Raw genomic sequence first — 26,990 nt, forward strand, 5'->3', positions numbered from 1 at the left:
GGCTGTTGACGTACTGAAACCCCATCCGGCTCAGGCCAGCATGTAGCCGGTCTTGACCGTCGTGTAGAACTCCGCGGCGTGGCGCCCTTGTTCGCGCGGCCCGTAGCCCGACCCCTTGCGGCCGCCGAAGGGCACGTGGAAGTCCACCCCCGCGGTCGGCAGATTGACCATCGTCATGCCGACCACGGCATGGCGCCTGAAATGCATCGCGTGCTTCAGCGAGTTGGTGCAGATGCCGGCGCACAGGCCGAATGGCGTGTCGTTGCACAGCGCGAGCGCCTCGTCGTAGTCGTCGGCGCGCAGCACGCAGGCCAGCGGGCCGAAGATCTCCTCGCGCGCGATGCGGTGCGAGGGCTTCGCGAGGAAGAGCGCGGGGCTCATGTAGTGGCCGGTGGTGGCGCGCTCCAGCGCCTCGCCGCCCCACACGTGCTCGGCGCCCTCCTCGCGTGCGGTGTCGACCCAGGCGAGGTCCTGCGCGAGGCGTTCTTCGTCGACCACGGGGCCGATGTCGACGCCGCGCTCCAGCGCGTGGCCGATCTTGAGCGTCTTCAGCCGCTGGCGCAGCTTCGCCACGAAGGCGTCGTGCACCGCCGACTCGACGATGAGCCGGCTCGAGGCCGTGCAGCGCTGGCCGGCGGAGAAATACGCGCCCTGCACCGCGCAATCGACGGCGCGGTCGAGGTCGGCATCGGCCAGCACCACGAGCGCGTTCTTGCCGCCGGTCTCCAGCTGCACCTTGGCGCGGCGAGCGGCCGCAGCCTGCAGGATGCGCTCGCCGTTGGCCATGGAGCCCGTGAAGCTCAAAGCATCGACCAGCGGGCTGTCGACCAGCGCCTGCCCCGCTTCGCGGCCGCTGCCCATCACCAGGTTGAATGCGCCGGCCGGCAACGCGGCGCGGCTGATGATCTCGGCCAGCGCCCAGCCGCAGCCCGACACCAGCTCGGCCGGCTTGAACACCACGCTGTTGCCGTGGGCCAGCGCGGGCGCGATCTTCCATGCGGGCACCACGAAGGGCGAGTTCCACGGGGTGATGAGGCCCACCACGCCCACCGGCTCGCGCGTGACGTCGACCTGCACCCCCGCGCGAACCGAGGCCACGTTCTCGCCGCCACCGCCGCGCAGTGCTTCTCCGGCGAAGAACTTGAAGATCTGGCCGGCGCGGGCCACCTCGGCCACCGCCTCCGTCAGCGTCTTGCCCTCCTCGCGCGCCAGCAGCATGCCCAGGTCGTCCTTGCGCGCGAGCAGCTCGGTGCCGATGCGGTCGAGCACGTCGGCGCGCCGCTGCGGCGTGCTGTGGCTCCAGTGGGGAAAGGCCTCGGTGGCGGCGCGGATGGCCGCCTCCGCCTGGCGGCGATCAGCACGTGCGTACTCGGCCACCACCTCGCTGGTGTCCGAGGGATTGGCGCTCACACCGGTGGTCGCGCTGGTTTCCCAGCGGCCGTTGATGTACTGCCGCACGTTCTGATGAAGCTCGCCGTGGATCACCGCAGGCCTGGACCTTGTCTCTTTTGTTATTGGAGTGTCCGAAGTCTAGGAACAGATTTGATATCGATCCAATCGTTTTTTAAGCAAAATAGATATCGATCGCCGGATTCTGGAAAACCCGATCAGTCCTTTGTTTGAACAAGAGCTTCGGAGACATGACCAACTACAACCACTGGTTCATCCGCGCCCGCCTCAAGACCCGCCAGCTGCTGCTGCTCGTGGCGCTGTCGGAAGAGGGCAACATCCATCGCGCGGCGCAGGTGCTCAACATGACGCAGCCCGCGGCCTCCAAACTGCTGAAAGACCTGGAGGACGTGCTGGAGGTGCCGCTGTTCGAACGCCTGCCGCGCGGCATGCGCCCGACCTGGTACGGCGAGACCATGATCCGCCACGCCCGCGTGGCCCTCGCGAGCCTGAACCAGGCGCATGACGAGCTCACCGCGCTCAAGGCCGGCCGCTTCGGCCAGGTGAGCGTGGGCGCCATCACCGCGCCCGGCCTCACGCTGATGCCGCCGGCCGTGGCGATGGTGAAGCGCGAGCACCCCGACCTGCGCGTCTCGCTGGAGATCGAGACCAGTCCGGTGCTGATCGAGCGGCTGGAGCAGGGCAAGCTCGACATCCTGGTGGCGCGCCTTTTCGCCGAGCACGACAAGTCGCAGCTGCGCTACGAGGCACTCAGCGAGGAGCCCGTGTGCGCGCTGGTGCGCCCCGGCCATCCGCTGCTGGGCGTGAGCGGCCTCACGCTGCGCGACGTGGTGGGCGCCGGCTGGATCGTGCCGCCCGCAGGCAGCGTGCTGCGCCACCGCTTCGAGCTCATGTTCCAGGAGGAAGGCCTCGCTCCGCCCACCAACACCATCGAGAGCCCGGCACTGCTCTTCATCACGCGCATGCTGCAGCAGAGCGACATGGTGGCGGTGCTCGCGACCGACGTGGCGCGCTACTACGCCTCGCACGGCATCGTGTCGCTGCTGCCGCTGGACATGCCCTGCCACATGGACGCCTTCGGCATCATCACGCGCACCGACCGGCTTCTGTCACCGGCGGCGAAGGTGATGATGAAGGCGCTGAAAACGGCGAGCGTCAGCGTCTACGGGCGCAAGCTGGAGATGGAGATCGACTGATCTCCGGATGCGGGATCGAGCAGCCCTTGCGCTCTTCGCGTACGCCTGTCCGATCTCTTCCGATACCTCAGGTCCAACCGGCGTCGACGGTGAACTCCTGGGCCGTGCACATCTTCGAGTCGTCGGACGCGAGGAACAGCACCATGCGTGCGATGTCTTCCGGCATCAGCTTGTCGGGCAGGCACTGGTTGCGCTTGAGGGCCTGCTCGCCTTCGTCGTCGAGCCACAGCTTGACCTGCCGCTCGGTCATCACCCAGCCGGGCGAGACGGTGTTGATGCGGATGCGGTCGCGGCCCAGGTCCACCGCGAGGCCGCGGGTGAGGCCGTTCACCGACGACTTCGCGATCGCGTAGCAGGGGTAGCCCGAGCCCTTGGTCTGCCAGCCGGTGGAGCCCAGGTTGATCACCGACCCGAAACCCAGCCTGCGCATGCCCGGCACCACCGACTGGATGGCGAAGAGCGCGGGCCGCTCGTTGATGGCCATGCGGTTGTCGTAGTACTCGGGCGTGACCGATTCGAGCGTGTGGCGGTCATCGCTCGCCACGTTGTTGACCAGCACCGCGAAGTCGCCGAGCTCGGCCGCCGCATCGGCGATGGCCTTCTGCAGCGCGGCGATGTCGCGCACGTCGCAGGCGCGCCACCACGGCGCGGCATGGCCGGACTCCTCGATCTGCCGCGCGAGTGCCGCGCTGGCACTTTCGGCGATGTCGACGAAGGCCACGCGCGCACCCTGTTCCGCAAAAGCGGTGACGATCGCTGCGCCGATGCCGCTGCCTCCGCCGGTGACGAACACGGTGCGGCCCTTCAAGCTCGGATGAATGGAAAGCTGGGGGGAATTCAAGAAAAGTCTCCGGAATGGGCATCGAGAGATATTGCAATACAGATATCAATCGATGCCGTGATTTTCGATTTCGGTTATCAATATGCCTTGATACGATCCGCCGCGTCAAGAAGACAGACACGAACAGGAAAGAAGACCAATGAGCAAAGAGACAAGCAGCCCCGTTCCCTCTCCTTCCGTCATCGGCCAGGCCGAATGCATCTGGCCCGCCGGCGCCAACCTTGGCGAAGGCACCATGTGGTCGCAGCGCGAGCAGGCGCTGTACTGGATCGACATCCTCACGCCGCGCCTCTTCCGCTACGACCCGGCCACCGGCGCGCAGCGCACCTGGCACTTCGACGAGGAGATCACCGCCATCGCCGAGCGCGCATCGGCGCCCGGCCTCTTCGTCACGCTGCGCCGCGGCTTCGCGCTCGTCGACACCACCGCGCCCGGCGACGAGGCGAAGCCGCGCTACCTGCACCAGCCAGAGCCCGAACGCACCGGCAACCGCTTCAACGACGGCAAGTGCGACGCGCGCGGCCGCTTCTGGGCCGGCAGCATGGACTTCGACTGCAAGGCCCCCACCGGCGCGCTCTACAGCTACGACGCCGACGGCCGCTGCGCGAAGCACGACGACGGCTTCGAGGTGACCAACGGCCCGACCTGGTCGGCCGACGGCCGCACCATGTACTTCAACAACACGGTGCTCAACAACCTGTACGCCTACGACTTCGACATGGAAGCAGGCACCGTGTCGAACCGCCGCGTATGGCACCGCTTCCCCAGGCCCGACGGACTGCCCGACGGCATGACCACCGATGCCGCAGGCCGCCTGTGGATCGCGCACTGGGGCGGCTCCTGCGTCACCTGCCACGACCCGGTGAGCGCGGCCGAGCTGTGCCGCATCGCCATACCCGCGAGCCACGTCACCGACTGCGCCTTCGGCGACGCCGACCTGCGCACGCTCTACATCACGACCGCGCGCAACGGCCTCACGCCCGAGCAGGAAGCGGCCGAACCGCTGGCGGGTGGGCTCTTCAGGGTGCGCATCGACAGCCCGGGCGTGCCGGCTGCGCTGTTCGCGGCCTGAGCAGCTTCCGGAAAGGCCGGGCCACGTCGAGGGGACAATCGAGGCATCCACCGGAAACCGCAACAACGACCATGCCCCGCCTCGACGACCCCCTCCACGATGCCGAAATCGGCTCCCGCGACAGCACGCTCGACACCACGCGCATCGACGACGTGCGCATCGGCGCGGTGCGGCCGCTCATCACGCCCGCGCTGCTGCAGGAGCGCGTGCCGGTTCGCGACAACACGCTGGCGCTGGTCGAGCGCAGCCGCGCGGAGATCGCCGACGTGCTGCACGGGCGCGACGACCGGCTGGTGGTGGTGGTCGGCCCCTGCTCCATCCATGACCACGACCAGGCCATCGAATACGCACAGCGCCTGAAGAAGGTCGCCGATTCGCTGCAGGACGACCTGCTCATAGTGATGCGCGCCTACTTCGAGAAGCCGCGCACCACCGTAGGCTGGAAGGGCTACATCAACGACCCGCACCTGGACGGCAGCTTCGCGATCAACGAAGGACTGGAGCGCGCGCGCCGCCTGCTGCTGGAGCTGACCACGCTGGGCCTGCCGACCGGCACCGAGTTCCTCGACCTGCTGAGCCCGCAGTTCATCGCCGACCTGATCGCCTGGGGCGCTATCGGCGCGCGCACCACCGAGAGCCAGAGCCACCGGCAGCTGGCCTCGGGCCTGAGCTGCCCCGTGGGCTTCAAGAACGGCACCGACGGCAGCGTGAAGGTCGCGGCCGACGCCATCCTCGCGGCCCGCGCGCCGCACGCCTTCATGGGCATGACCAAGATGGGCATGTCCGCGATCTTCGAAACCCGCGGCAATGACGACTGCCACGTGATCCTGCGCGGCGGCAAGGCGCCCAACTACTCGGCCGCCGACGTCGCCGCCAGCTGCGAGGCGCTGCTGGCCAACGGCCTGCGCCCGCAGGTGATGATCGACGTCTCGCACGGCAACAGCAGCAAGCAGCACCAGCGCCAGATCGTGGTGGCCGAGGACGTGGCGGCGCAGATCACCGCCGGCGAGCGCCGCATCACCGGCGTGATGATCGAGAGCCACCTGGAAGAAGGACGGCAGGACCTGAAGCCCGGCGTGCCGCTGAAGCACGGCGTGTCGATCACCGACGCCTGCATCGGCTTCGCGCAGACGGTGCCGGTGCTCGAAGGGCTGGCATCGGCTGTCAAGGCGCGGCGGCGCCTGTCGCCGACGGCCTGAGGAGAACGGGAGCTCGAGTGGTTGTGGCGGTGTTCAAGGCTCGAGGGCCTTGAACACGCCGGGTGAATGGCGACAGCGGCTGGCATCGAGGCGGTCCCTGAGCGGTGTTGTTCCCCCCTCCCTTTTTTTGCCTCTACCAGCGCCGAACCGCTGTCGGGACGCAGTGTGCCCCCGGCCGGTGAAGTCGAAGTGAAGTGCATGGGGAAGTTTCGTGAAACGATACTCTGCGTCCCGCTTCACGGCACCTGCGCATCGACTGCGGGGGCGACATCCAGACATCGAACATGCCAGCGACTCCATCTTCTGCCCTCGGCAATCTCTTCTCGAGAATCTTCACGAAGACCACGCCGTCCCAGCGGGCGGTGAAGGGGCGGGCAGGCATCCACCCCTGGCTGCAGGTCGGCGAGCAGGTACATGCCGACGTGCTTGCAGATGGCAGGGCCATCGCCCGGCTGGAGCACACGGCCGCGCTGCCCGGCCTGAAGAAGCATCCCGCCGTCACGTTCGACCTGCCTGCAGGACTCCAGCAGCTCGAATTGCGCGGCTCGCACGTCGACACGCAAGGGAAATCCGCTTCGTTCAAGAGGCGCTGGTCCGTGCTCGACATGGCCCGGCTCTCCCATCCTCTCTACGACCAAGGCAAGTCCCTGGTCGACCGGATCCGCGCCTTTGCCGATCTCTCCCCATTGGTGGAACTCGGCGCGACCACCCTGCCAGTCGGCACCACGGCCGAAGCCGCCCTGCTCGAAGCCGAAGGCCGCCTGGGCACCTCGCTGCCCTCGCCGCTGCGCGAGGTGCTGTCAGAGATCCACATCGAGATCGGGAACTCGTACTTCCTGCAGCCCCACGACCTGCAGACGGCTGCGGGCCTGCTGCTCGGACTCGGGGGCTACAGCAGCGGCGATGGTGGAGCGCTCAGCCTCGACGAGCTGCTGCCGCCGCCCGTGCTCGCCCGCTACCGCCGCAGCGTGGCGGTGTTCGTCGAAATCGGCGACGGCCTCGGCGCGCTGGCCTGGGACCCTGAGGGCGTGATCGCCGATGAGCCGCCCAACACCACGGGCGACAATGGCAACCCCGGCGCGCGGCCCGCGACGCCCAACGAGGGCGTCTGGTACTGGCTGCATCAGGAGCGCATCGCCGAGCCCGAACTGCTGCTGGACGACGACTACAGGCCGCAGACCGCGCAAGCCGCCCTGACCAGCGTCTTCAAGCGCTTCGCCCTTTCGCAGGCCGCCTCCCCCGAAAGCGAAAAGCAGTTGCTGATCGACACGGCGCACCCGCGCAATCTCCTGCAGCTGAGCTTCGACGAGCCTCGAAAGCCGCGGCTGTGGATGCGCAGCTACGACTACCACTACAGCCTCTATTGACCCGGAAGGCACACACCGCCCCCTTACACTGCCGCCCATGAGTACGCAGGGCTCAACCTCCTCCGTGGCGGACGGCACGATCGCGGGCACCGACGCCCCGCCCGGCATCGCCGACTCCCATGCGCAGCTGGTCCGCGAACGCCTGCTGCGGCGCATGTTCGTGATGGGCCCGCCCACGGTGCTGACGGCGCTTGCGGCCGCCATCGCGATGGCGGCCGTGTTCTTCTGGATGACGCGAGGCATCGGCGCGCTGACCTGGGGCATCGCGACCTGCGCGCTGCTCGGCCTGCGGCTGTTGTTCATGCGCTGGAACGCGCGCCTCTATCCCGAACCCGAATTCACCCTGCGCCAACCCGACGGCGCATGGCGCTTCATGCTGCCGCTGGGCACCTACATGGCCATGTGGACGCTGGCGCCCTGGGCCCTGATGCCGCCCGGCACCGAATCGCCCTCGCGCATCCTGATCCTGCTGCTGGGCATGTTCGCCGTGCTGATGGGCTCGGTGCCGGTGATCGCCACCTGGCGCGCGATGGTGCCGGTGGTCACCATTCCGCTCACGCTGGGCGTGGTGACGCGCTTCGCGTGGATGGGCGGCACCGACGGCTGGTTCGCCTGCGTGGTCGGCCTGCTCTTCGGCGGCTCGATGGCGCGCTATGCGCTGTCGCAGCACCAGCTCATCCGGCGCAGCCTCTCGGACCAGATCGACAAGGAGCTGCTGAGCGAACAGCTGATGCGCCAGTCCTTCGAGCTGCAGCGCCTGAACCGCGAGCGCAGCCGCTTCTTCGCCTCGGCCAGCCATGACCTGCGCCAGCCGGTGCATGCGCTGGCGCTGTTCTCGCGCTCGCTGGAACGCGACCTCGCCGAGCACCCGCTGGCCCCCGTGGCAGGCCGCGTGGTGCAGGCGACCGATGCGGTCAGCGGCCTGCTCAATGCGATGCTCGACATCTCCAAGATCGACGCGGGCACCGTGGTGCCCCGGCCGACGGAGATCGCGGTGGACCCGCTGTTCCTGCGGCTCGCGCAGCTCTTCGAGCCCCGCGCCCAGCAGGCGGGCCTCTCGCTGCGCTTCCACACCGCGCCCGAATGGCTGCAGACCGACCCCGACCTGCTGCTGCGCGTGCTGACCAACTTCGTCGACAACGCGCTCAAGTACACCCGAAGCGGCGGCATCCTCGTGAGCGCCCGGCCGCGCGGCGACCGCCTGCGGCTGGCCGTGTGGGACACGGGCCTGGGCATCGCGCCCGAGCACCTGCCGCACGTGTTCGACGAGTTCTACCAGGTCGACAACCCGCAGCGCGACGTCGCGCGCGGGCTGGGCATCGGGCTGGCGATCGTCAAGCGGCTGGTCGACCTGCTCAGCGGCGAGATCGGCGTGCGCTCGCAGCAGGACCGCGGCAGCGTGTTCTGGGTCGACCTGCCGCGCAGGCCGCCTGCTGCACCGGCGCCGCTGGCCCTCGCCCCGGCGGCCGCCCCGGACACTGCCAGTGCCGACACGGCGGAAACACCGCTCGTGCCCCCACGCGTGCTGCTGCTGGACGACGAGCAGCCCGTTGGCGAAGCCGTGCGCATGTGGCTCGCGCCCTATTGCGAGCGCATCGAGATCACCAGCCGGCTGGCCGATGCCTGCGCGCAGGTGCGGGCCACGCCCGAGGGCTTCGACGCCTTCATCGTCGACTTCCGGCTGGCCGATCCTCAGGACGGCATCCAGGCCACCGCCGAGCTGCGCCAGCTCGCGGGCCGCCGCGTGCCCACCATCCTCGTCACGGGCGACACCGACCCCGAGCGCGTGCGCGCGGCCTATGCCAGCGGCCTGGTGGTGATGTTCAAGCCGGTGCAGCCCGAGGTGCTGCTGCGCACGCTGCACCAGATCATCCGCAGCGAGGCGAGAGAGCGGGCCTGACCGGCCGCCGCGTCAGCCCAGCAATCCGAACCGGTGCTCGGTCGCGCTGTGGAAGCGTTCGCCCGGCCGCAGCACCGTCGACGGAAACTCCGGCCGGTTCGGCGAATCGGGGAAGTGCTGCGTCTCCAGGCACAGCCCGTCGCCCTGCCTGATGCTCGCGCCCGCACTGCCGAAGAGGCTGCCGTCGAGGAAGTTGCCCGAGTAGAACTGCACGCCCGGCTCGCTGGTGTGCACTTCCATCACGCGGCCCGAGGCATCGTGCTCCAGCCGGGCCGCGAGCGCGAGGCCCTGTGCGGCACCGGCGGCAACAGTGCGATCGAGCACCCAGTTGTGGTCGTAGCCATGGGCGCGCATCAGCTGCTCGTGGCCCTCGCGGATGCGCTCGCCGATGTGCGTCGCGGTGCGGAAGTCGAAGGGAGTGCCGGCCACGTCGGCGGTACCCAGCGGGATCAGCGTCTCGTCCACGGGGCAGTAGCGGCTCGCGGGAAGCATCAGGCGGTGGTCCATCACCGAGCCGCTGCCCGCGAGGTTGAAGTAGTCGTGGTGGCTCAGGTTCAGCACGGTGGGGCTGTCGGCGATGGCGCTGTAATCGATGCGCCAGGTGTTCGCGCTGGTGCTCAGCGTGTAGCGCACCGTGAGCCGCACTTCGCCCGGATAGCCCTCCTCGCCGTCGGCGCTGGTGTAGCGCAGTTCGAGGGCGATGCCGTCGGCGCCTGCCTGCTGCGCCGGAAGCGGCTCGATCTCCCAGTAGCGCTTGCCCAAGCCCGCAGCGCCGCCGTGCAGCGAGTTGGGGCCGTCGTTCAGGCCCAGCTGATGCACCCTGCCGTCGAGCGTGAAGCGCCCGCCCGCGATGCGGTTCGCGTAGCGCCCGACGATGGTTCCCAGGTGCGGATGCGGCCCCAGGTAGTCGGCCAGCGAGGGCAGGCCCAGCACCACGCTGCCGCTGCGCCCGTGCCGGTCGGGCACGTGCAGCGCGGTGACGATGCCGCCGACGTTGATGGCGCTCAGGCTCAGCCCGAGGCCGTTGTCGAGGGTGTACTCGGTGACCACACGGCCGTCGGGCATGCGGCCGTACTCGCGCGATGCGATGCTGCTTTTCTGTTCTCGATTGCTCATGTGTCCGGCGATCAGGGAAGGAGTGCCTCGCGCGCGCACTGCGAGGCGGTCTGCAGCGCGATGCGGTCCTTGAGGTCGTGGAAGTCGGGCGGCTCGGCCGCGTGGGTGCGCAGCTCGATGCGGTGGCCGGCCTTGGCCACGGCATCGGCGAAGCGCTGCTGCAGCACGAAGGGCGTGTTGCGGTCTTCGCGGCTGCCGATCAGCACGATGCGCCGCGCCGGGTCGCGCGCGATGCCGCCCACGTGGTCGAGCGGATCGTAGAACTCCGCGCTGCCGGTGGTGTCGGTGCGGCCGTCCCTCGAGCGGCCCAGCATGCGCGCACGCTCCAGCAGGCCGTAGGCGCCCGAGGTGAGCACCGCGCAGGCGATGCGCGTGCGCCCCATCGTGAGCAGCGCGGCTCCCGCGGTGGCGCCGCCGCTGTGGCCGACGATGACGATGCGCTGCAGCCGGTGGCGCTGCATGAGCGCGTCGAGCGCGGCATCGAGCGCGTGGAACTCCACGAGCTGGCGGCGCTTGCGGTGGTCGCCCGAGGAGCCGTAGGTGCCCGGGCGCGCCATGAAGATCCACGGCACCCCCGCCCGGTCGCGGCTGCGCTGCGCGTCGAGCGTGCGCAGCTCCTCGGTGTTGCCGGGAATGCGCGTGGGGGCCTGGTCCATCACGCCGTCGCGGTCGCCCGAGAACTGCACGATGGCGATGCGCGCGCCGTCGATGTCGTCGCTCGCGAAGTAGCGGATGCACGACGGCCCCTCCGCGGCCTGCACCCACAGGAAACCCATGCGGTCGGGGCAGTGCGCGCGGTCGGCGGGCTGGTTCCAGTACAGCACCTCGTCGGCGCCGGCGGCGAAGACGCGGGGCACGTCGGGCCCGGTGCGCTGCGCGCAGGCCGTCTGCGCCAGCGCCACGAGCAGCAGCACGAAGCGCAGTCTTCGAAGCGTGTGCAGCAGCGTCATAGCCTTTGCAGGAGCTCCGGGATGCTGCCGAAGTCGGAGCCGACGCGGTCGCCCTTCACCAGCACGAGATCGCCATTTCGCAGCACGCCGCCGAGGTAGAGCGCGAGCTGCGCGGCATCGTCGAAGTGCGGCCCGAGCAGTTCGGCAGGCACTTCCTCGCGCAGCCAGCGCATCTCCTCGCCGTGCGTCACGAGGTGCTGGATGCCCGAGGCCAGCAGCGGTGGGCCCAGGCTGCGGTGCATGGCCTCGGCATCGTTGCCGAGGTTGACGATGCGCCCGAGCACGCCGATCTTGCGCAGCACCGGACCGCTGTCGGCACGCTGCCAGGTGCGCACGAACTCCATCGCGTTGCGCATCGACATGATCTCGGCGTTCCAGCTGTCGTCGATCAGCGTGGCCTGCACGCCGGCCTGCGTGCGCAGCGCGCGCACCTGCATCACCGAGGCCGGCAGGCGCACCCGCGGCATGCGCGCGCAGGCGGCCTCGCCGTCGAAGCCCATGGCCAGCAGCGCCGCGAAGGCGAGCAGCGAGTTGCGCACCAGCCCCGCGCTCTCGACCGGGAACAGGTACTCGAAGGTGCGCCCCGGCACGGCGACGCGCACGCGGCAGCCGCCGCCGGGCTCGGGCCGCGCCTCGAGCATGCGAACGTCGGCGTCGGGTCCGCTGCCCACCACCCAGATCGCGCCCGCCGTGAGCGCTGCGGCGTCCACCACCTGGCGCAGGCAGGGAATGTGGTCGGGCACGATCGCCACGCCTCCGGGCTCCAGCCCGAGGAAGATGCGCGACTTGTACATGGCCGTGAGTTCGACGGTCGACGCCTGCCGGGTCTGCGACAGGCCGATCTCGGTGACGATGGCCACGTGCGGGCGGGCCATCAGCGAGATCGGGCCGCGGTCCATCCACAGGCCGCTCTGCGCCATCTCGAGGATGCACACGTCCACGTCGGGACCGAGGTTCGCGAGCATGGCAGGCACGCCGACGCGCGAGTTGTAGTTGTCGATGGTGGTGTGCACCCGCGCGCGCTCGGGCAGCAGGTCGCGCAGCATCGAGATGGTGGACGACTTGCCGACCGTGCCGGTCACGCCCACGACCATGCCCTTGTAGCGCGCCCGCGCCGCGGCGCCCATGGCGATCATCGCGGCGATGGGGTCGTTCGCCTGCAGCAGCGGAAAGGCCGGGTCGAGCCCTTCCACCGGGTGCGCGACCACGGCGCCGGCCAGCGCGGACTGCAGCCGCGGCAGTTCGAGGTGGCGGTCCCAGTTGTCGGGGCGCGGCTTGCTGTAGCTCTCGTGCACGGCCAGCGTGCGGTAGTCGGAAGCGATGAAGAGCGAGGGCCTGGGCAGGAGCGACATGTGCAGGGGCCCGCGCACCACCGAGTTGGCGAACCAGCCCGGCGGCGGCTCGACCAGCCAGCGACCGCCGGTGACGCGCTGCAGCTCTTCGGCGGTCCACACGGGCGCGGCCTCGGGGCCCGCGCCGGGGCGATCGGCCGAGAGCACAGGCGCCGGGCGCCGAGGCAGCGGCACGGGCGCATCGGGCACGCGCAGCCCGCACCACAGCGCGAGACGCCGCGCGGGCGGCAGCCCCGGCCAGTCGCCGCGCACGCTCACCTCGATCTGCAGCACGTCGCTTTCGAGCAGCCCCGCGCGCGGCGGGCGCAGCCCGTAGCGGTCACGGTAGATGCGCCCGGGCTCCCAGCGGCTGGTGGGCCACATCCAGTCGCAGGGGTCGTGGTCCATGCCCTCGCCCCATGGCGGCATGCGGGTGCTGCGCATCGGCAGTGCGCGGAAGTGCAGGCGCAGGTCGGCGGAAACGGGCGTGTCGGCGCTCCAGAACGATTCGACCCACAACATGCGACGACCGACGATCTGCCGCGGCATGCAGCGCAGCCCCACCAGGCGCAGGGGGCCGAACTGCAGCGGCGCGATGCGCGCTGGCGCGGGCACCTCGTCCACCAGCCACTCGGGCCGCGGCGCCGGCAGGGCCGCCATCAGGGGTGCTGTGGCGCGCGCTGGCTCGAAGTGCCGGGCGGCGGCACCTACGGGGCCTGCATGGAACGCGGGCCGCGCGGGCGGCGACAGGCGCACCGAGCAACGGCCGTCCGGCAGCGGGCTCATCTGCGTGCCGAGCGCAAGGCACTGCGCGGCGAAGCGCTCGCTCAGGGCGCGTGCCTCGTCGCCTTCGAGCTGCCGCGAGAAACCGAAGCCCACGCCGACGGGCGTGAACGTCACTTCCTCCACGCCGCGCGTGCTCAGCTTCAGCGTGAACACGCCGGAGTCGGCGAAGTCGTTGCGCACCGAGTCGAAGAGCAGGTCGCCGGCGTCGTGCAGGATGGGCCGGCCCTTGTGGATCTCGATGCCCTGCAGCACGTGCGCCGAGGTGCCGAGGATGGCATCCGCCCCCGCATCGACGATGGCATGGCCGACCGCGATCTCGGCCGGCGAGGGTTCGGTCTCGAGGTTGGCGCCCCAGTGCACCGCCACCAGCACCACGTCGGCCTCGCGGCGCGCGGCCTCGATGCGCGGCGCGAGCGTGGCGGTCCATGCGGCGGGGTCTTCGAGCGACAGCCATGCGGCACCCGCGCGTTCCGCGGTCGCGGCGAAACTCGGCTGCGTGGCGTCCAGCGAGAACAGCGCCACGCGCACGCCGCCCGCGCGACGGAAGGCCGGGCGCAGCGCGGCCTCGGGCGTGCGGCCTGTGCCTGCGTGCGCGATGCCCGCGACCGCCAGCAGGGCCTGCTGTTCCATCAACGCTTCGGGACCGTAGTCGCCGCTGTGGTTGTTGGCGGTGGCCACCATGCCGATGCCGGCATCGGTCAGCACCGCGAGCATTTCGGGGCGCGCGCGGTAGTAGTAGGGGCCGGTCTCGCCCTTGTCCACGCCCTGCTCGCCAACGGTGGCGACCACGCATTCGAGGTTCACGATGCCCAGGTCGGCCTCGCGCAGCGCGGCGATGTCGCCGAGCATCCTGTGCGCACCGCCGAGGTCCTTCAGCCGGTAGTGCTGGCGGCGCGCAAGGTTCACGTCGCCGCCCCATGCGACGGTGCCCGTGGCACCGCCCACGGCATCGGCATCTGTTGCTGCAGCGGCGGCCTCGCCCGCCTTCAGCATGCGGTGGTACGCCACATAGCCCGAGAGGTAGTGCTCCACGTCGTCGATGCGCACGCGGAAGCTGTGGTGCTTGATGAAGAACGAGCCCGCAATGCGCGCAGGGTTGCGGAAGAACATCGCCAGCTCGGGCCAGAAGTGGCCGTTGGCGAGGTAGCGCGCGCGGTATTCGAGCGCGCGGTCGAAGCGGTCGCGATCGAGCCCGGCCAGCAGCGGGCGAAGCTCGGGGTCGGCCTCCAGCCGCAGCACCATGTCGCGCGCGGCCATCATCAGCTCGAGCAGCGTGGGGAATGTGGTGATGCGCTCGAGCACGAAGTCGAGATACCCCGCCACGTTCTGCAGGCCGAAGCGGTAATAGCGCAGCTCGGGCCGGTAGCGCGTGAGCTCGTTGACGCAGTAGCTCAGCCAGTGGTCGTGCGCGCGCCAGTGCTCGGCGGCGATGAAGTGCTCGAAGGCCTTCTCCACCACCGCGAGCCAGCGCGCATCGCGCGTGAGGCCGTACAGGCGCATCAGCCCGAAGGCGGCCTCGCCGTCGTAGTAGATGACGCGGAACCTGTCCTTCACGTCGAGCGCGGGCGCATTAAGCACGTGCACGAAGCTGCCGGTCTGCGCATCCTGCATGTGGCGGATGCCCAGCGCGAGCTGCTCCAGCAGCGGCAGGTACTGCTCGTCGCCGGTGAGCTCGGTGTACTTGACCAGCGCGAGCAGGCACACGGCATTGCCGCCGAGCTTGATCTCGCTGCCGATGTCCAGCAGGTAGGCCGCGCGCGTGCCGTCGGGCAGGTTGGCCGGGCGGATCAGCGTGCCGGTGAGAAAGGCCAGCGAGCGGTCGATGGCGGCCTTGAGCGTGTCGTTGCGCGTGAGCTCCCAGGCCTCCAGCATCGCGTAGGTCGAGCTCGCGTGGCGCAGCGTGTTGTAGGTCGGGATGGTGCGGTCGAAGCAGGGGAACCAGCCGTAGTGGAACTCGCCCGTGGGCTTGACCTGCGCGGCGAGGTAGTTGCCCGCGTCGTCGATCAGCGCATGCACCTGCTGCGCGTTCCAGTCGCTCAGTTCGCGAAAGCCCGCGGCCTGCCCTTCGGCGGTGATGGGCCACGCGCCCTTCGCATCGACGTACACGGCCCGCGTGGTGAAGCACCACACCGGCGCCGCGTCGTCCGAAGGAAAGTCGAGCTCGCGGCCGAAGCGCCTCCTGGTGTGCAGCCGCAGGTTGCCGGTGTTGGGCTCGGCATGGTCCACGTCGCCGTTGTAGAGCACGGCGCTGCCGTGCATCTCCTGCGCGAGCAGGGCGAACTCGAAGCGCGCGTCGAAGGCGATGCCCTCATTGAAGTAGTTGCGCTTGGTCCGCGCGAGCCTGGCCTTCAGCTCGCCCCAGTTCATCGGCACGACCTTGTCGACGATCTCCGCGCGCAAGCGCTGCGGAGGCTGCGCGCCTCGCCTGGCCTGCGTGGCGATGGCTTCGGCGGCGGCCCGCCATGCCGCACCGACGTCGGCGCCGCGGCCCGAGGCCACGCGGGCCCGGCTGCCGTCCTCGCCGATGGCGAAGAAGACCACGCAACCCGCTTCCGCTGTGGCCGCAGCCGCGGCGGGCATCGCGCCCGCCGGATCCGCCAGGGCCTGCCTGGCGCGGTTCAACAGATCTGCAAGAGGATTCTTCGCGTCGTGATTCATGCAGCCGCGAATCATGACAGGCCCCGGCACGGGCCGCCATCCCGTCAATCCATGGGATCTGCGCCGAGCCTGACCGTGGGCTGACCGCGCCACGGCCGGCATGTTGCCGCCCGGCGCTTCAGCGGTTCAGCGCGCCGGTTCTTGGCGCAGCACTGCCTGCGCATGCCGGGTGCGGCGCGAGGCGCAGCGTCAGGCCCAGGCCTCCATCACGGACTCCTTCACCGCCTCGACCGCGACGGCCTGCCGGGCACCGCCAGGCGCCACCCAGCACAACCACGTGTGCGAGCGCCAGCCCTTCCAGATCGCGAGCTCGCCGTTGCGCTCGCCCTGCTCCGCCTGGTCGAGCCGGATCAGCCCCGCGCCCATGCCGCTGGCGACCATGCTTCGGATGGCGCTCTCGCCGTCGGCCGTGCGGCCCTGGCGGTATTCGCGGCCCGCGCCCGCGAAGAGCTTCTCGAGATGCACGCGCAGGATGCACGAGGGCGGCGTGCCGACCCACGGCAGGTTCGTGAGCTCGTCGAGCGACAGATCGGGATGCGCTTCGGCCACCGGCGGCGGCAGCGCCACGACGAGGTCGACCGCGCCCAGGCGGTGCAGCTCCATTCCCTCGATGTGCTCGGCGTCGCTGAGCACGTAGGCGCAGTCGAGATCGCCGCGCTGCACGGCCGACAGCGTCTCGTACGACAGCCCCTGCTTCAGCTGCAGCGTCACCTGCGGATGGCGCTGGGCCAGTTTCACCAGCACCTCCCCGAGCCGCAGCGCGACCGGATCGACCACCGTGCCGAAGCGCACCACGCCCTGCGCCGCGCCGCGCAGCTGGTCGGCGGCCGAACGCATGCGCATCGCTGAGGCCAGCGTGCGCTCGGCCTCGTCGAGCAGGCGCACGCCGGCCTCGGTGAGCGACATGCCGCGCGGCGTGCGCTCGAACAGCTTCACGCCGAGTTCGTCCTCCAGTGCCTTGAGCTGGGCGCTCACCGCGGGCGCGCTGGTGAACACGCGCTCGGCGGCGCGGGTCAGGCTGCCCTCGCGGGCGATGGCGACGAAGGTCTTCAGTTGGTAGAGCTCCATGGCTGCCGATTGTGAGCTCCGGCGCCGAGGGAGTCCGTTCGCTTTTTTGGAGCCCCCTGTCCAAAGATGCGAATGGCAATGGCGGCCCGCAGCCACGATTCTTGAGGCATCGATCCATCGCAAAGAAAAGGCTGGCTCCCCATGTCCACTCGCCAACGCATCGCCGGCACCGCCGCGCTGCTGCTCGCCACCTCCGGGTGGGGCTCCCTGTTCCTCGTGAGCAAGGGCGTGCTCCACCACGTCGAACCGGTGTGGTTCACGCTGATCCGCTACACGCTGTCGGCGCTGCTGTTCGTGCTGCTGATCCTGCCGCGCGGGGCGGCGCCCTGGCGCAAGCTGCGGCGGCATGCCGGGCCGCTGGCCCTGCGCGGCGCCGCCGGCTTCGGCGTGTTCAGCGTGATGCTGCTGGTGGGGCTGGCGCATTCGGTGCCCTCGCACGGCGCGGTCATCATCGCCACCACGCCCATGACCACGCAGCTCGTGCGCTGGCTGCTCGACGGCGTGCGCCCCACGCGCACCACCCTGCTGACCAGCGCGCTCGCCCTGCTGGGCGTGGCGACCGTCTCGGGGCTGCTGGCCGGCGGCGCGGGCTCCCCCGGCGGGGCGAGCATGCTGATGGGCGACGCGATCGCCTTCGTCGGCACGCTGGGCTGGGTCTGGTACACGCGCGGCGCCACGCGCTTTCCGGATCTCGACGTGATCGAGTACACCGCGCTCACGGTGCTGGCCTCGTGGCCCGTGCTGCTGGCGGCGGCCATCGGCGCTTCGGCGCTGGGCTGGTCCGCGGTGCCGAGCATGCAAGGGCTGCGCCTGTCGTGGCATGCGCTGCTCTTCGTCGGCGTGGTGCCTTCGGCCATCTCGGTGCTGGCTTTCAACTACGGCGTGCGCGCGCTCGGCGCGGTCACGGGCACGGCCTTCCTCAATTTCGTGCCGGTGTCGGCGCTGCTGATGAGCGCGGCGCTGGGCCACCTGCCCACGGCGGGCGAGGCCGCCGGCATGGCGATGGTGATCGCGGCGCTGCTGATCCATACCGCATCGAGCCGCAAGGCTTCCGCGGCCGCGGCTGCGCCGATCGCGCGGCCACAGCAGAATTACCGGACCTGCGGAGCCACACCCTCATGAGCATCAGCGACAGCACCCCCCGAAGCCATCTTTTCGAGCCCCTGCAGCTCGGCCCCTTGAAGATCGACAACCGCATCGTCATCGCGCCGATGTGCCAGTACTCCGCCACCGAAGGCACGCCGGGCGACTGGCACCTGATCCACCTGGGCCACCTCGCGCTCTCGGGCGCCGGGTTGCTCATCATCGAGGCGACGGCGGTGGAGGCCGACGGCCGCATCTCGCCCGGCGACCTCGGCCTGTATTCCGACGCCAACGAGGAAGGCCTCGCGAAGGTGCTGCAGGCGATGCGGGCGCACTCGCCGATCAAGGTCGCCATCCAGCTCGGCCACGCGGGGCGCAAGGCGTCGAGCCGAGCGCCTTGGGAAGGCGGCAGCCAGATCCGCCCCGGCGAGCCCGGCGGCTGGAAGGCCTGGGCACCCTCGGCCGTGCCGCATGCGCCGGGCGAAGACGCGCCGATCGCGCTCGATGCCGCCGGGCTGGCCCGGGTGCGCAACGCCTTCGTGGCCGCGGCCCGCCGCGCCGCGCGGCTGGGCATCGACGGCATCGAGCTGCATGCGGCGCACGGCTACCTGCTGCACCAGTTCCTCTCGCCCATCGCCAACCATCGCGAAGACGAATACGGCGGCAGCCTGGAGAACCGCCTGCGCTTCCCGCTCGAGGTATTCGATGCGGTGCGCAAGGAGTTCCCCGCCGATCGGCCGGTGTGGGTGCGCGTGTCGGCCAGCGACTGGGTGCCCGGCGGCTGGGACCTCGACAGCACCGTCGCCTTCTCGCGCGCGCTGCAGGCGCGCGGCTGCGCGGCCATCCACGTGTCCAGCGGCGGCGTGTCGCCACAACAGGCGATCACGCTCGGCGCGGGCTACCAGGTGCCGTTCGCGGAACGCATCAAGGCCGAGGTCGGCCTGCCGACCATCGCGGTGGGGCTGATCACCGAACCCGCGCACGCCGAAGCCATCATCGCCAACGGGCAGGCCGATGCGGTGTCGCTGGCGCGCGCGATCCTGTACGACCCGCGCTGGCCCTGGCATGCGGCGGCGGCGCTGGGCGCCCAGGTGAAGGCGCCCCACCAGTACTGGCGCTCGCAGCCGCGCGAGTTCAAGGACCTGTTCGAGAACGCGGCCTTCGGCGCGCGTTAGACCGGGCCAGACCGGGCCAGACCGGGCCAGACCGGGCCGCCGACGCTCGGCCCCCTCGACCCCTTAACATGCCGGCCAGCGCAACATGCAGGCCGGCATGAGCGCGTTCATCGATCCCCATCCGACGCGCATGAAGCAACCCTCCCCTCAGCCGACCGCCACGCCGCTGGAAGCACTGGGCATCGTGACCCTGTGCTTCGGCTGGTTCATCATCGGCTCGCTGTGGTCGGTGAGCGCCGGCTTCCGCGACGCCGCGTTCGACGACGCATCGCTCTTCGGCATCGTGGCCTTCGAGCTGTTCGTGGGGCCGATCGCACTGCTCATCCTGCGCAGCCGGGGCTACTCGGTGCGCGACCTGCTTCCCGTGCCGTCGCTGAAGGGCTGCGGCGTGGGAGCGCTGCTCTACCTCGTCGCCGTGCTGGCCAGCCTCATCGCGGTCTCTCTGCTGGCCGACGGCGCGGCGACGCAGCCGATCGAACGCATGATGCAGACGGCGCGCCCGTCGATGGCGATGGTCCTCGCGCTGTCGGTGGTCAACGGCCTGTACGAGGAAGTGTTCCTGCTGGGCTACCTGCAGAAGGGCCTGCGCCACCACGGCGCCTCCTTCGCGCTGGGAGTGAGCGTGCTGGTGCGGGTGCTCTACCACCTCTACCAGGGGCCGGCGCGCTGTCGCTGGCGGTGGTCGGCATCGTGTTCGGCGTGTTCTACCTGCGCACCGGTTGGCTCTGGCCGGTGGTGTTCGCGCACATGCTCGCGGACACCCTGCCCTTTCTCTGAACCAGCCTGCCGCGCAGCCGCTGCTCAGGCCGGCCTGAGGGCACTCAGCCAGAACAGCTTCTGCCGCATCGCCAGCGGCTCGCCGCCTTCGATGCGATGGTGCAGCCGCTCCAGTGCGGGCCGGCACGCGTCGATGCCGAACTCGGGGCAGACGTACGGCACCTGCTGCAGGTACCACGCGAAGGCACCGATGTCGGCGAAGGCGATCAGCTCGGTGCCTTCCGCGCCGTCCTCCACGGCGAAGCCTGCGCGCTCCAGCTGCGCCGCGGCGGTGTCGCGCTGCCAGCGCGGCTGCGCGGGCATCGGCAGGCCGAGCAACGCGTAGCAGTCGGCATTGAAGTCGGACGCGACCTGCTGCGTGACGAAGCGCCCGCCCGGCGCAAGGATGCGATGGACCTCGGACGGCACGAAGGACTCGTGCCGGTCGACGACAAGGTGGAACGACGCATCGGCAAAAGGCAGGTGCGGCAGGTGCGGCAGGTGCGCCTGCTCCGCGCCATCCTGCTGCGATGCGTTGTCGTCCGCGCCTTCGACCTCGACCACCTCCACGCCCAGCGGCGCCAGCCGTTCGCGCGCGACGACGACGTTGGGCGCCCATCCCTCGGTCGCCACGGTGCGCGGCGGACGAAAGGCCAGGCGGCCGAGCCATTCGCCGCCGCCCGTGCCCAGGTCGAGCATGTCGGGCGAGCGGCGCGCATGCGCTTCGACGATGCGCTCGAAATTCCATGGCGGCGGCGTCGTGGTGACGCGGCCGCCGAAGGAGAGGTCCCAGCCGACGAGAGGGCTGGCCTGCGCCTGCTGCAGCAGCTCGTCGAAGCGGCCCTGCGTCGCGCCGGCGTTCACTTCAGCTCGCGATAGAAGAAGGTGGTGTCGCAAGGCTCGCCCTGCGGCAGCAGCGCGAAGCCGGGAATGGACCCGACGCGCACCCAGCCCGAGCGCTCGTAGAGCCGTTCGGCGTCGGCGCTCGATGTGTCGAGCACCAACAGCGTCTTGCCGCGTTCGCGTGCCACCTGCTCGGCCGCCTTCATCAGCAGCCCGCCGACGCCGCGGCGGCGAGCGCGGCGATGCACGAGCATCTTGGCGACCTCGCCGCGGTGCGGCTGGTTCTCGGGTTGCGCCAGCACCACCTGCACCGTGCCGAGGATGCCATCTTCGTCCTCGGCCACCAGCAGCGCGCGTTCGCCGCTGGCCACACCGGCGGCCACGTTGCGCCAGAAGGCCTGGGCGCGCTCTTCGCTCAGGGGGTGCATGAAGCTCACCGAGGCGCCGCCGTCGACGCAATCGACCAGAACGGCGGCAAGGCCGCGCAGCTGCGCTTCGGAAACGTTGTCCAGCAGGCGGATGGCCGGGGCGGTCCCGGCGGAAACGGTCGTCATGTTCATCTCCAGGAAGAAGGGGCGGTCGCGATCACGACCACGTAGCGGGTGTTCCTGCGCGAGGGGTTGTGATAGCTCATGGGACGGTCGAGCACCATGGCAAAGCAATCGCCGGTTTCGAGCCGGTGGCTTTCCTCGCCCAGCGTGACTTCGATGACACCGTCGAGCACCCACACCTGCTGGTGGATGAGCGGCTCGCGCGCCGAGGTCTCGTAGGCCACGCGCGCGCCGGGCGGAAACTCCACCTCGACGATCTGGATCGGCGATGCAAAGCCGCTGGGCGACACGTTCCTGCGCAGGTAGCCGGAATGCGGATCGCGCCACTGCAGCTGGTCGGCCAGCCGCGAGACCGGGTCGGCGGCCGGCGCAGGCGCCTCGAACAGCGAGGCCAGCGAGACGCCGAGGCCGGCAGCGAGCTTCTCCAGCACCACGGCGGTGGGGCTGCTCTCGCCGCGCTCGATGAGCGAGATCATCGAACGGCTCACGCCGCATTGCGTGGCGAGCGCGTCGAGCGACAGTCCCCGGGCTGCGCGCAGATCGCGCACGCGCTGGGCGATGCGATGGTTGAGACCGGACGGGCTTTCCGTGCCGGCCGATTCCTTGATTTCCGTCATAGTGGATGAAATATCCACCATTCAGGAAATCGCGTCAAGCCCGCCGGCGGGCTCCTGCCGTCAGCGCGTCGGCCCGACCAGCGCGGCGCGCGCGGCCTTGGAGGGGAAGACGCAGGCCACGTCGTGCGCGCAGCCCGGCACCACCACGACCTCGCGGCGCCTGTCGGGCGCGAGCAGCTTGCGGTCGTACGCCGCATAGGCCAGTCCGCGCTGCATGCGGAACGGGCCCTGCGCGAGCGCGGCGCACGACTTGTCGAGCACGCGGTAGGCGGTGCCCCTGGCATCGCTGCTGTCGAGCGCGCCTTCGAGATAGCTGATGTCGGCCTGCGCGTACTGCCGGCGTGCCTGCGCGGCGGTGCGGCCCAGGTAGGCGGGCAGGTCGTCGGTGCCGTACTTCCAGCGGTTCATCTGCGGGCATGCCGCTGCGTCGGGCACGGCGAAGCCGGTGACCGAGGCGCCGTCGGCCGAGAACTGCGGGCGCACCGGGTCGAAGTAGAGCCAGGTGCTCGGGTCGGCGACCACGTAGCGCATCGCCGGCCTGCCCGCTGCCGTGCCGTCGTGCCGCGTGAAGGCGATGTAGCGCTGCACGAACTGCCCGCCGGCCGAGAAGCCCGCGACGGTGATGGTGCGCACGCCGGGCCAGCGCCGCGCGAGTTCATCGACCAGCGCGTCCATCGCCGCGAAGGAGCCGACGTTGCTGCCCGATACGGAGCGCGCGCCTTCGAGCCACGAGCCGCAGGTCCACAGCAGGTCGCCAGGCTGCGCGACCGGGACGCCCACGGTGTTGCAGCGGCCGGCCACCGCCTTGTCGGCCGCGACCTGGAAGAGCGGCGCGACCACCAGCGTGTCGCCGAGCGCATCGGCGTTGCGCAGGGTGCGCAGCGCGGCCTCGAAGGTCTTGTCGGCATCGCGCGAGTGGCCGTGCATGGCGATGAGCGCTCTGGTCGGCCCGGCGCTACCGCCCGCTGCCGGCGCATCGGGAGCATCGGGATCGAGCGACGAGTAGTAGTGAAGCGCGCCTCCAGCCCCCGGCGGCGTGAAGCTGCGAAAGCACTCCGCGGCGGCCGATTCCTGGCATGTGGAGGCTTCGGCCGTCGCCGCATGCGCCTGCCATGGCGCGATGAACGAAGCGGCAAGGGCCACGGAGAGGAACCATCTGCGGCTGCTGGGCATGTTCGTGTCACTCCCGGAATCGACGGAACGCGGATTCTCTGCCCGCCCCTTCGCATCAACCTGACCGGTGCGCTGGTTTACCTGAGATTTACTCTGCCGGAACGCCACTCTTCGAACACAAATTCGGCTGCGGGACACGGATCATCCAACAAATTCCACCACCAGGCACCATGAACCCCGACCCCCTTCCCTCCTCCTTCGACACGTTCGCCGACGGACTGCCATCCGAGCCCCCACCGCTGCGCGCTCGCATCACCGCGGCATGCCGCACGCCCGAGCCGCAAGCCCTGCCACCGCTGCTCACGCAGGCCCGGCTGCCCGACGGCCAGGCGGGAGAGGCGCAGGAACTCGCCCATCGCATCGCCCGGCAGCTGCGCGAGCGCAAGAGTGCGAGCGGCCGCGCCGGCCTCGTGCAGGGCCTGCTGCAGGAATACGCGCTGTCGTCGCAGGAAGGCGTGGCGCTGATGTGCCTGGCCGAGGCGCTGCTGCGCATTCCCGATGCGGGCACGCGCGACGCGCTGATCCGCGACAAGATCGCGCACGGCCAGTGGCAGTCGCACGCGGGCCGCAGCCCCTCGGTGTTCGTCAACGCCGCGACCTGGGGCCTGCTGCTCACCGGCAAGCTGGTGGCCACGCACAGCGAGAGCAGCCTGTCGACGGTGCTCACGCGCCTCATCGGCAAGGGCGGCGAGCCGCTGATCCGCAAGGGCGTGGACATGGCGATGCGGATGATGGGCGAGCAGTTCGTCACCGGGGAGACCATCGCTCAGGCGCTCGCCAACGCGCGCGAACTGGAGGCGCAGGGCTTTCGCTATTCGTACGACATGCTCGGCGAGGCGGCGCTGACCATGGAGGACGCGAAGCGCTACCGCGTCGCGTACGAGCAGGCGATCCACGCGATCGGCAAGGCGTCGGCGCGGCGCGGCGTGTACGAGGGTCCGGGCATCTCGATCAAGCTCTCGGCGCTGCACCCGCGCTACAGCCGCGCGCAGCATTCGCGCGTGATGGCCGAGCTGTATCCGGTGCTGCGCGAACTCGCGCTGCTGGCGCGGCAGTACGACATCGGCTTGAACATCGACGCCGAGGAGGCCGACCGGCTGGAGCTCTCGTTCGACCTGCTGGAGCGCCTGTGCTTCGAGCCCGAACTCGCGGGCTGGAACGGCATCGGCTTCGTGGTGCAGGCCTACCAGAAGCGCTGCCCCTTCGTGATCGACTTCGTTGTCGACCTCGCGCGCCGCAGCGGCCACCGGCTGATGGTGCGGCTGGTAAAGGGCGCCTACTGGGACAGCGAGATCAAGCGCGCACAGCTCGACGGTCTCGACGGCTACCCGGTCTACACGCGCAAGGCCTACACCGACGTGTCGTACCTGGCCTGCGCACGCAAGCTGCTCGACGCGCCCGAGGCGGTGTATCCGCAGTTCGCCACGCACAACGCCCACACGCTGGCCGCCATCTACACGATGGCGGATCCATCGCGCTACGAGCCGGGGCAGTACGAGTTCCAGTGCCTGCACGGCATGGGCGAGCCGCTCTACGAGCAGGTGGTGGGCCCGCTCGCGCGGCCCTGCCGCATCTATGCGCCGGTGGGCACGCACGAGACGCTGCTGGCCTACCTGGTGCGACGGCTGCTGGAGAACGGCGCCAACACCTCCTTCGTGAACCGCATCGCGGACCCGACCATCTCGCTCGACGTGCTGGTGGAAGACCCGGTCGCCACGGTGGAGCGCATGGCGGCGCAGGAGGGCACTGCCGGCCTGCCGCATCCGGCCATCCCGCTGCCGGCGGCGCTCTACGGAACGCAGCGCGCCAACTCTCGCGGCCTCGACCTCGCGAGCGACGACAGCCTGCGCGCGCTGGGCCATGCGTTGAGCGAGAGCTCGGGCGAGCAGCGGCACGCCGAGCCGATGCTCGCCGAAGCCGCGCCCGCCGATGGCGAAACGGCCGAGGTGCAGAACCCCGCCGACCATCGCGACATCGTTGGCCGCGTGCGCGAGGCCACGCTCGCCGAGGTCGAATCGGCCATCACGCAGGCCCACGCCTTCGCGCCGGCATGGGCCGCCACGCCGCCATCGGAACGCGCGGCGCTGCTCGAGCGCGCCGCCGACATCCTCGAACAAGGGATGCCGCGCCTGCTCGGCCTGCTCACTCGCGAGGCCGGAAAGACGTACGCCAACGCCATCGCGGAAGTGCGCGAGGCGGTGGACTTCCTGCGCTACTACGCGGCGCAGGCGCGCAGCGATTTCTCCAACGACACGCATCGCGCGCTCGGCCCCATGGCCTGCATCAGCCCGTGGAACTTTCCGCTGGCGATCTTCACCGGCCAGGTGGCGGCGGCGCTCGCGGCCGGCAACCCGGTGCTGGCCAAGCCGGCCGAGCAGACGCCGCTGGTCGCGGCCGAGGCAGTGCGCGTGCTGTGGGAGGCCGGCATTCCCCGCGCGGCGGTGCAGCTGCTGCCCGGGCGCGGCGAGACGGTGGGCGCGGCACTGGTGGCCGATGCGCGCGTGCAGGGCGTGATGTTCACCGGCTCCACCGAGGTCGCGCGCATCCTGCAGAAGACGCTCTCGCACCGCCTCGGTGCGCACGGCGCGCCGGTGCCGCTCATCGCCGAGACCGGCGGGCAGAACGCGATGATCGTCGACTCCTCCGCGCTGGTGGAGCAGGTGGTGGCCGACGTGATGGCCTCCGCCTTCGACAGCGCCGGCCAGCGGTGCTCCGCGCTGCGCGTGCTGTGCGTGCAGGAAGAGGCGGCCGACCGCGTGGTCGCGATGCTCAAGGGTGCGATGGCCGAGGCCGCCATCGGCAACCCCGCGCGCCTCTCGGTGGACGTGGGCCCGGTGATCGACGCCGAGGCGCGCGACGGCATCGAACGCCACGTCGAGGCGATGCGCTCGCGCGGCCATGCGGTGTTCCGCCAGGCCCGCGAGCATGGCGACGACACGCGCCACGGCACCTTCGTGATGCCCACGCTGATCGAGCTCGACAGCATCGGCGAGCTGCAGCGCGAAGTGTTCGGCCCGGTGCTGCACCTCGTGCGCTACCGCCGCCGCGACCTCGGCGCGCTGGTCGGGCAGATCAACGGCACCGGCTACGGCCTCACGCTGGGCGTGCACACGCGCATCGACGAGACCATCGCGCAGGTCGTGGAGAACGCGAAGGCCGGCAACGTCTACGTGAACCGCAACATCGTGGGCGCGGTGGTGGGCGTGCAGCCCTTCGGCGGCGAGGGCCTGTCGGGCACGGGACCGAAGGCGGGCGGGCCGCTGTACATGCTGCGCATGCTGGCGACGCGGCCCGACGACGCGATGGCGCGCGCCGTAGCTGGCGCTCCGCCGGCAGCGCAACCCGCGCTGTCTGCACTGGCCCGCTGGGCCGATGCCACCGGCCGCACCGAGTTGTCGACGCTGTGCGCTCGCTTTGTGGCCCAGTCACGCTCGGGCAGCTCGCGCACGCTGGCGGGGCCGACCGGCGAGCGCAACGTCTACAAGCTGGAGCCGCGCGAGGCCGTGCTGTGCCTGGCCGGTGCCGAGGCCGACCGGCTGACGCAGCTGGCCGCCGTGCTCGCGGCGGGCAGCAGCGCGATCTGGCCCGCCGATGCCGCAGCGCAGAGCCTGCGCGCATCGCTGCCGGCCGAGGTGCAGCAATGCGTGGCGATCGCAAACGACTGGAGTTCGGACACGGTGGCGTTCGACGCGGCGCTGCATCACGGCGATGCGCAGGGGCTGTCGGAAGTGCTGCGGCGCATCGCCGCTCGGCCGGGCCCGATCGTCGGCGTGCGCGGCTTCGCGCCGGGCGAGGCACGCATCCCGCTCGAAAGCCTGGTGGTGGAGCGCGCCGTCAGCACCAACACCGCGGCGGCGGGCGGCAACGCGAGCCTGATGACGATCGGCTGAGCGCGCCC

At 70.5% G+C, this 26,990-nt stretch carries 19 protein-coding genes and 1 pseudogene; 9 read left to right on the forward strand and 11 right to left on the reverse strand.

The genetic code is table 11. The features are described 5' to 3' along the window. Positions 1-30: 30 nt before the first annotated feature. On the reverse strand, positions 31-1,485 hold the full coding sequence (locus G369_RS0113540) for an aldehyde dehydrogenase family protein (RefSeq protein WP_019654543.1): 1,455 nt from the start codon (positions 1,483-1,485) through the stop codon (positions 31-33). Between the two features lie 155 nt (positions 1,486-1,640). Between G369_RS0113540 and G369_RS0113545 the strand changes: the two genes are divergently transcribed. Continuing rightward, on the forward strand, positions 1,641-2,606 hold the full coding sequence (locus G369_RS0113545) for a LysR family transcriptional regulator (protein WP_026346361.1): 966 nt from the start codon (positions 1,641-1,643) through the stop codon (positions 2,604-2,606). A gap of 67 nt (positions 2,607-2,673) precedes the next feature. On the opposite strand, the gene G369_RS0113550 is transcribed toward G369_RS0113545, so the two are convergent. Next, positions 2,674-3,447 (reverse strand): SDR family NAD(P)-dependent oxidoreductase, encoded by a 774-nt coding sequence (locus tag G369_RS0113550; RefSeq protein ID WP_019654545.1) that lies wholly within the window; start codon positions 3,445-3,447, stop codon positions 2,674-2,676. Between the two features lie 139 nt (positions 3,448-3,586). Here G369_RS0113550 and G369_RS0113555 point away from each other — a divergent pair, with 139 nt between their 5' ends. The 4 genes from G369_RS0113555 (at position 3,587) to G369_RS35780 (ending at position 8,985) form a co-directional block, all read left to right on the forward strand. Further along, positions 3,587-4,519, forward strand: a complete 933-nt coding sequence (locus G369_RS0113555; RefSeq protein ID WP_019654546.1) for an SMP-30/gluconolactonase/LRE family protein — start codon at positions 3,587-3,589, stop codon at positions 4,517-4,519. Positions 4,520-4,590: 71 nt separating this feature from the next. Then, a complete protein-coding gene (locus tag G369_RS0113560) occupies positions 4,591-5,718 on the forward strand; it encodes a 3-deoxy-7-phosphoheptulonate synthase (protein WP_019654547.1) in 1,128 nt (375 codons plus the stop codon). Between the two features lie 284 nt (positions 5,719-6,002). Beyond that, positions 6,003-7,085 (forward strand): hypothetical protein, encoded by a 1,083-nt coding sequence (locus G369_RS0113565; RefSeq protein WP_244164315.1) that lies wholly within the window; start codon positions 6,003-6,005, stop codon positions 7,083-7,085. A 37-nt stretch (positions 7,086-7,122) separates the two neighbouring features. Then, positions 7,123-8,985: an ATP-binding response regulator gene (locus tag G369_RS35780; RefSeq protein WP_080647834.1), complete on the forward strand. Its 1,863-nt coding sequence runs from the start codon at positions 7,123-7,125 to the stop codon at positions 8,983-8,985. Between the two features lie 12 nt (positions 8,986-8,997). On the opposite strand, the gene G369_RS0113575 is transcribed toward G369_RS35780, so the two are convergent. The 4 genes from G369_RS0113575 to G369_RS0113590 all read right to left on the reverse strand — a co-directional run bounded on the left by G369_RS0113575 (position 8,998) and on the right by G369_RS0113590 (position 16,894). Then, the gene (locus tag G369_RS0113575) at positions 8,998-10,101 is read right to left on the reverse strand and encodes an aldose epimerase family protein (protein ID WP_019654550.1); all 1,104 of its coding nucleotides are present in this window, start codon (positions 10,099-10,101) and stop codon (positions 8,998-9,000) included. 11 nt (positions 10,102-10,112) lie between these two features. Further along, positions 10,113-11,051, reverse strand: a complete 939-nt coding sequence (locus G369_RS0113580; protein WP_026346362.1) for an alpha/beta hydrolase family protein — start codon at positions 11,049-11,051, stop codon at positions 10,113-10,115. After that, complete coding sequence (locus tag G369_RS0113585) at positions 11,048-15,841, reverse strand: CapA family protein (RefSeq protein WP_020723067.1); 4,794 nt, start codon at positions 15,839-15,841, stop codon at positions 11,048-11,050. Before G369_RS0113585 ends, G369_RS0113580 begins: the two co-directional genes overlap by 4 nt. Before the next feature lie 174 nt (positions 15,842-16,015). Beyond that, positions 16,016-16,894 (reverse strand): LysR family transcriptional regulator, encoded by an 879-nt coding sequence (locus G369_RS0113590; RefSeq protein WP_019654552.1) that lies wholly within the window; start codon positions 16,892-16,894, stop codon positions 16,016-16,018. A 141-nt stretch (positions 16,895-17,035) separates the two neighbouring features. Between G369_RS0113590 and G369_RS0113595 the strand changes: the two genes are divergently transcribed. Together G369_RS0113595 and G369_RS0113600 are read left to right on the forward strand one after the other, a co-directional pair. Then, positions 17,036-18,016 carry a DMT family transporter gene (locus G369_RS0113595; protein WP_019654553.1) on the forward strand — a complete coding sequence of 327 codons (981 nt, stop codon included), beginning with the start codon at positions 17,036-17,038 and terminating at the stop codon, positions 18,014-18,016. Next, positions 18,013-19,152, forward strand: a complete 1,140-nt coding sequence (locus G369_RS0113600) for an NADH:flavin oxidoreductase/NADH oxidase (protein ID WP_019654554.1) — start codon at positions 18,013-18,015, stop codon at positions 19,150-19,152. Before G369_RS0113595 ends, G369_RS0113600 begins: the two co-directional genes overlap by 4 nt. Positions 19,153-19,299: 147 nt before the next feature. Here G369_RS0113600 and G369_RS39415 read toward each other — a convergent pair whose 3' ends face one another. Beyond that, entirely contained in the window at positions 19,300-19,476 is a 177-nt protein-coding gene (locus G369_RS39415) for a hypothetical protein (RefSeq protein WP_019654555.1), read from the reverse strand. Between the two features lie 187 nt (positions 19,477-19,663). Here G369_RS39415 and G369_RS39420 point away from each other — a divergent pair. Continuing rightward, positions 19,664-19,929, forward strand: a pseudogene (locus G369_RS39420) (CPBP family intramembrane glutamic endopeptidase). Between the two features lie 24 nt (positions 19,930-19,953). On the opposite strand, the gene G369_RS39425 reads toward G369_RS39420, so the two are convergent. From G369_RS39425 to G369_RS0113635, 4 genes are read right to left on the reverse strand one after another with little or no spacing between them, the layout of a single operon-like run. Further along, a complete protein-coding gene (locus tag G369_RS39425; RefSeq protein WP_019654558.1) occupies positions 19,954-20,772 on the reverse strand; it encodes a class I SAM-dependent methyltransferase in 819 nt (272 codons plus the stop codon). Further along, positions 20,769-21,311, reverse strand: a complete 543-nt coding sequence (locus G369_RS0113625; protein ID WP_019654559.1) for a GNAT family N-acetyltransferase — start codon at positions 21,309-21,311, stop codon at positions 20,769-20,771. The genes G369_RS39425 and G369_RS0113625 overlap by 4 nt, the downstream gene beginning before the upstream one ends. Beyond that, positions 21,308-21,919, reverse strand: coding sequence for a helix-turn-helix domain-containing protein (locus G369_RS0113630; RefSeq protein ID WP_019654560.1), 612 nt, complete (start codon positions 21,917-21,919; stop codon positions 21,308-21,310). Before G369_RS0113630 ends, G369_RS0113625 begins: the two co-directional genes overlap by 4 nt. 60 nt (positions 21,920-21,979) lie before the next feature. Beyond that, positions 21,980-23,092 (reverse strand): hypothetical protein, encoded by a 1,113-nt coding sequence (locus tag G369_RS0113635; protein ID WP_019654561.1) that lies wholly within the window; start codon positions 23,090-23,092, stop codon positions 21,980-21,982. A gap of 170 nt (positions 23,093-23,262) precedes the next feature. On the opposite strand from G369_RS0113635, the gene putA reads away from it, so the two are divergent. Next, entirely contained in the window at positions 23,263-26,982 is a 3,720-nt protein-coding gene (putA, locus tag G369_RS0113640; RefSeq protein ID WP_019654562.1) for a trifunctional transcriptional regulator/proline dehydrogenase/L-glutamate gamma-semialdehyde dehydrogenase, read from the forward strand. Positions 26,983-26,990: the final 8 nt, after the last annotated feature.

This window comes from Variovorax atrisoli 110B, from assembly GCF_000382045.1.
In the GTDB taxonomy this organism is placed as follows: Bacteria; Pseudomonadota; Gammaproteobacteria; order Burkholderiales; family Burkholderiaceae_C; genus Variovorax; species Variovorax atrisoli.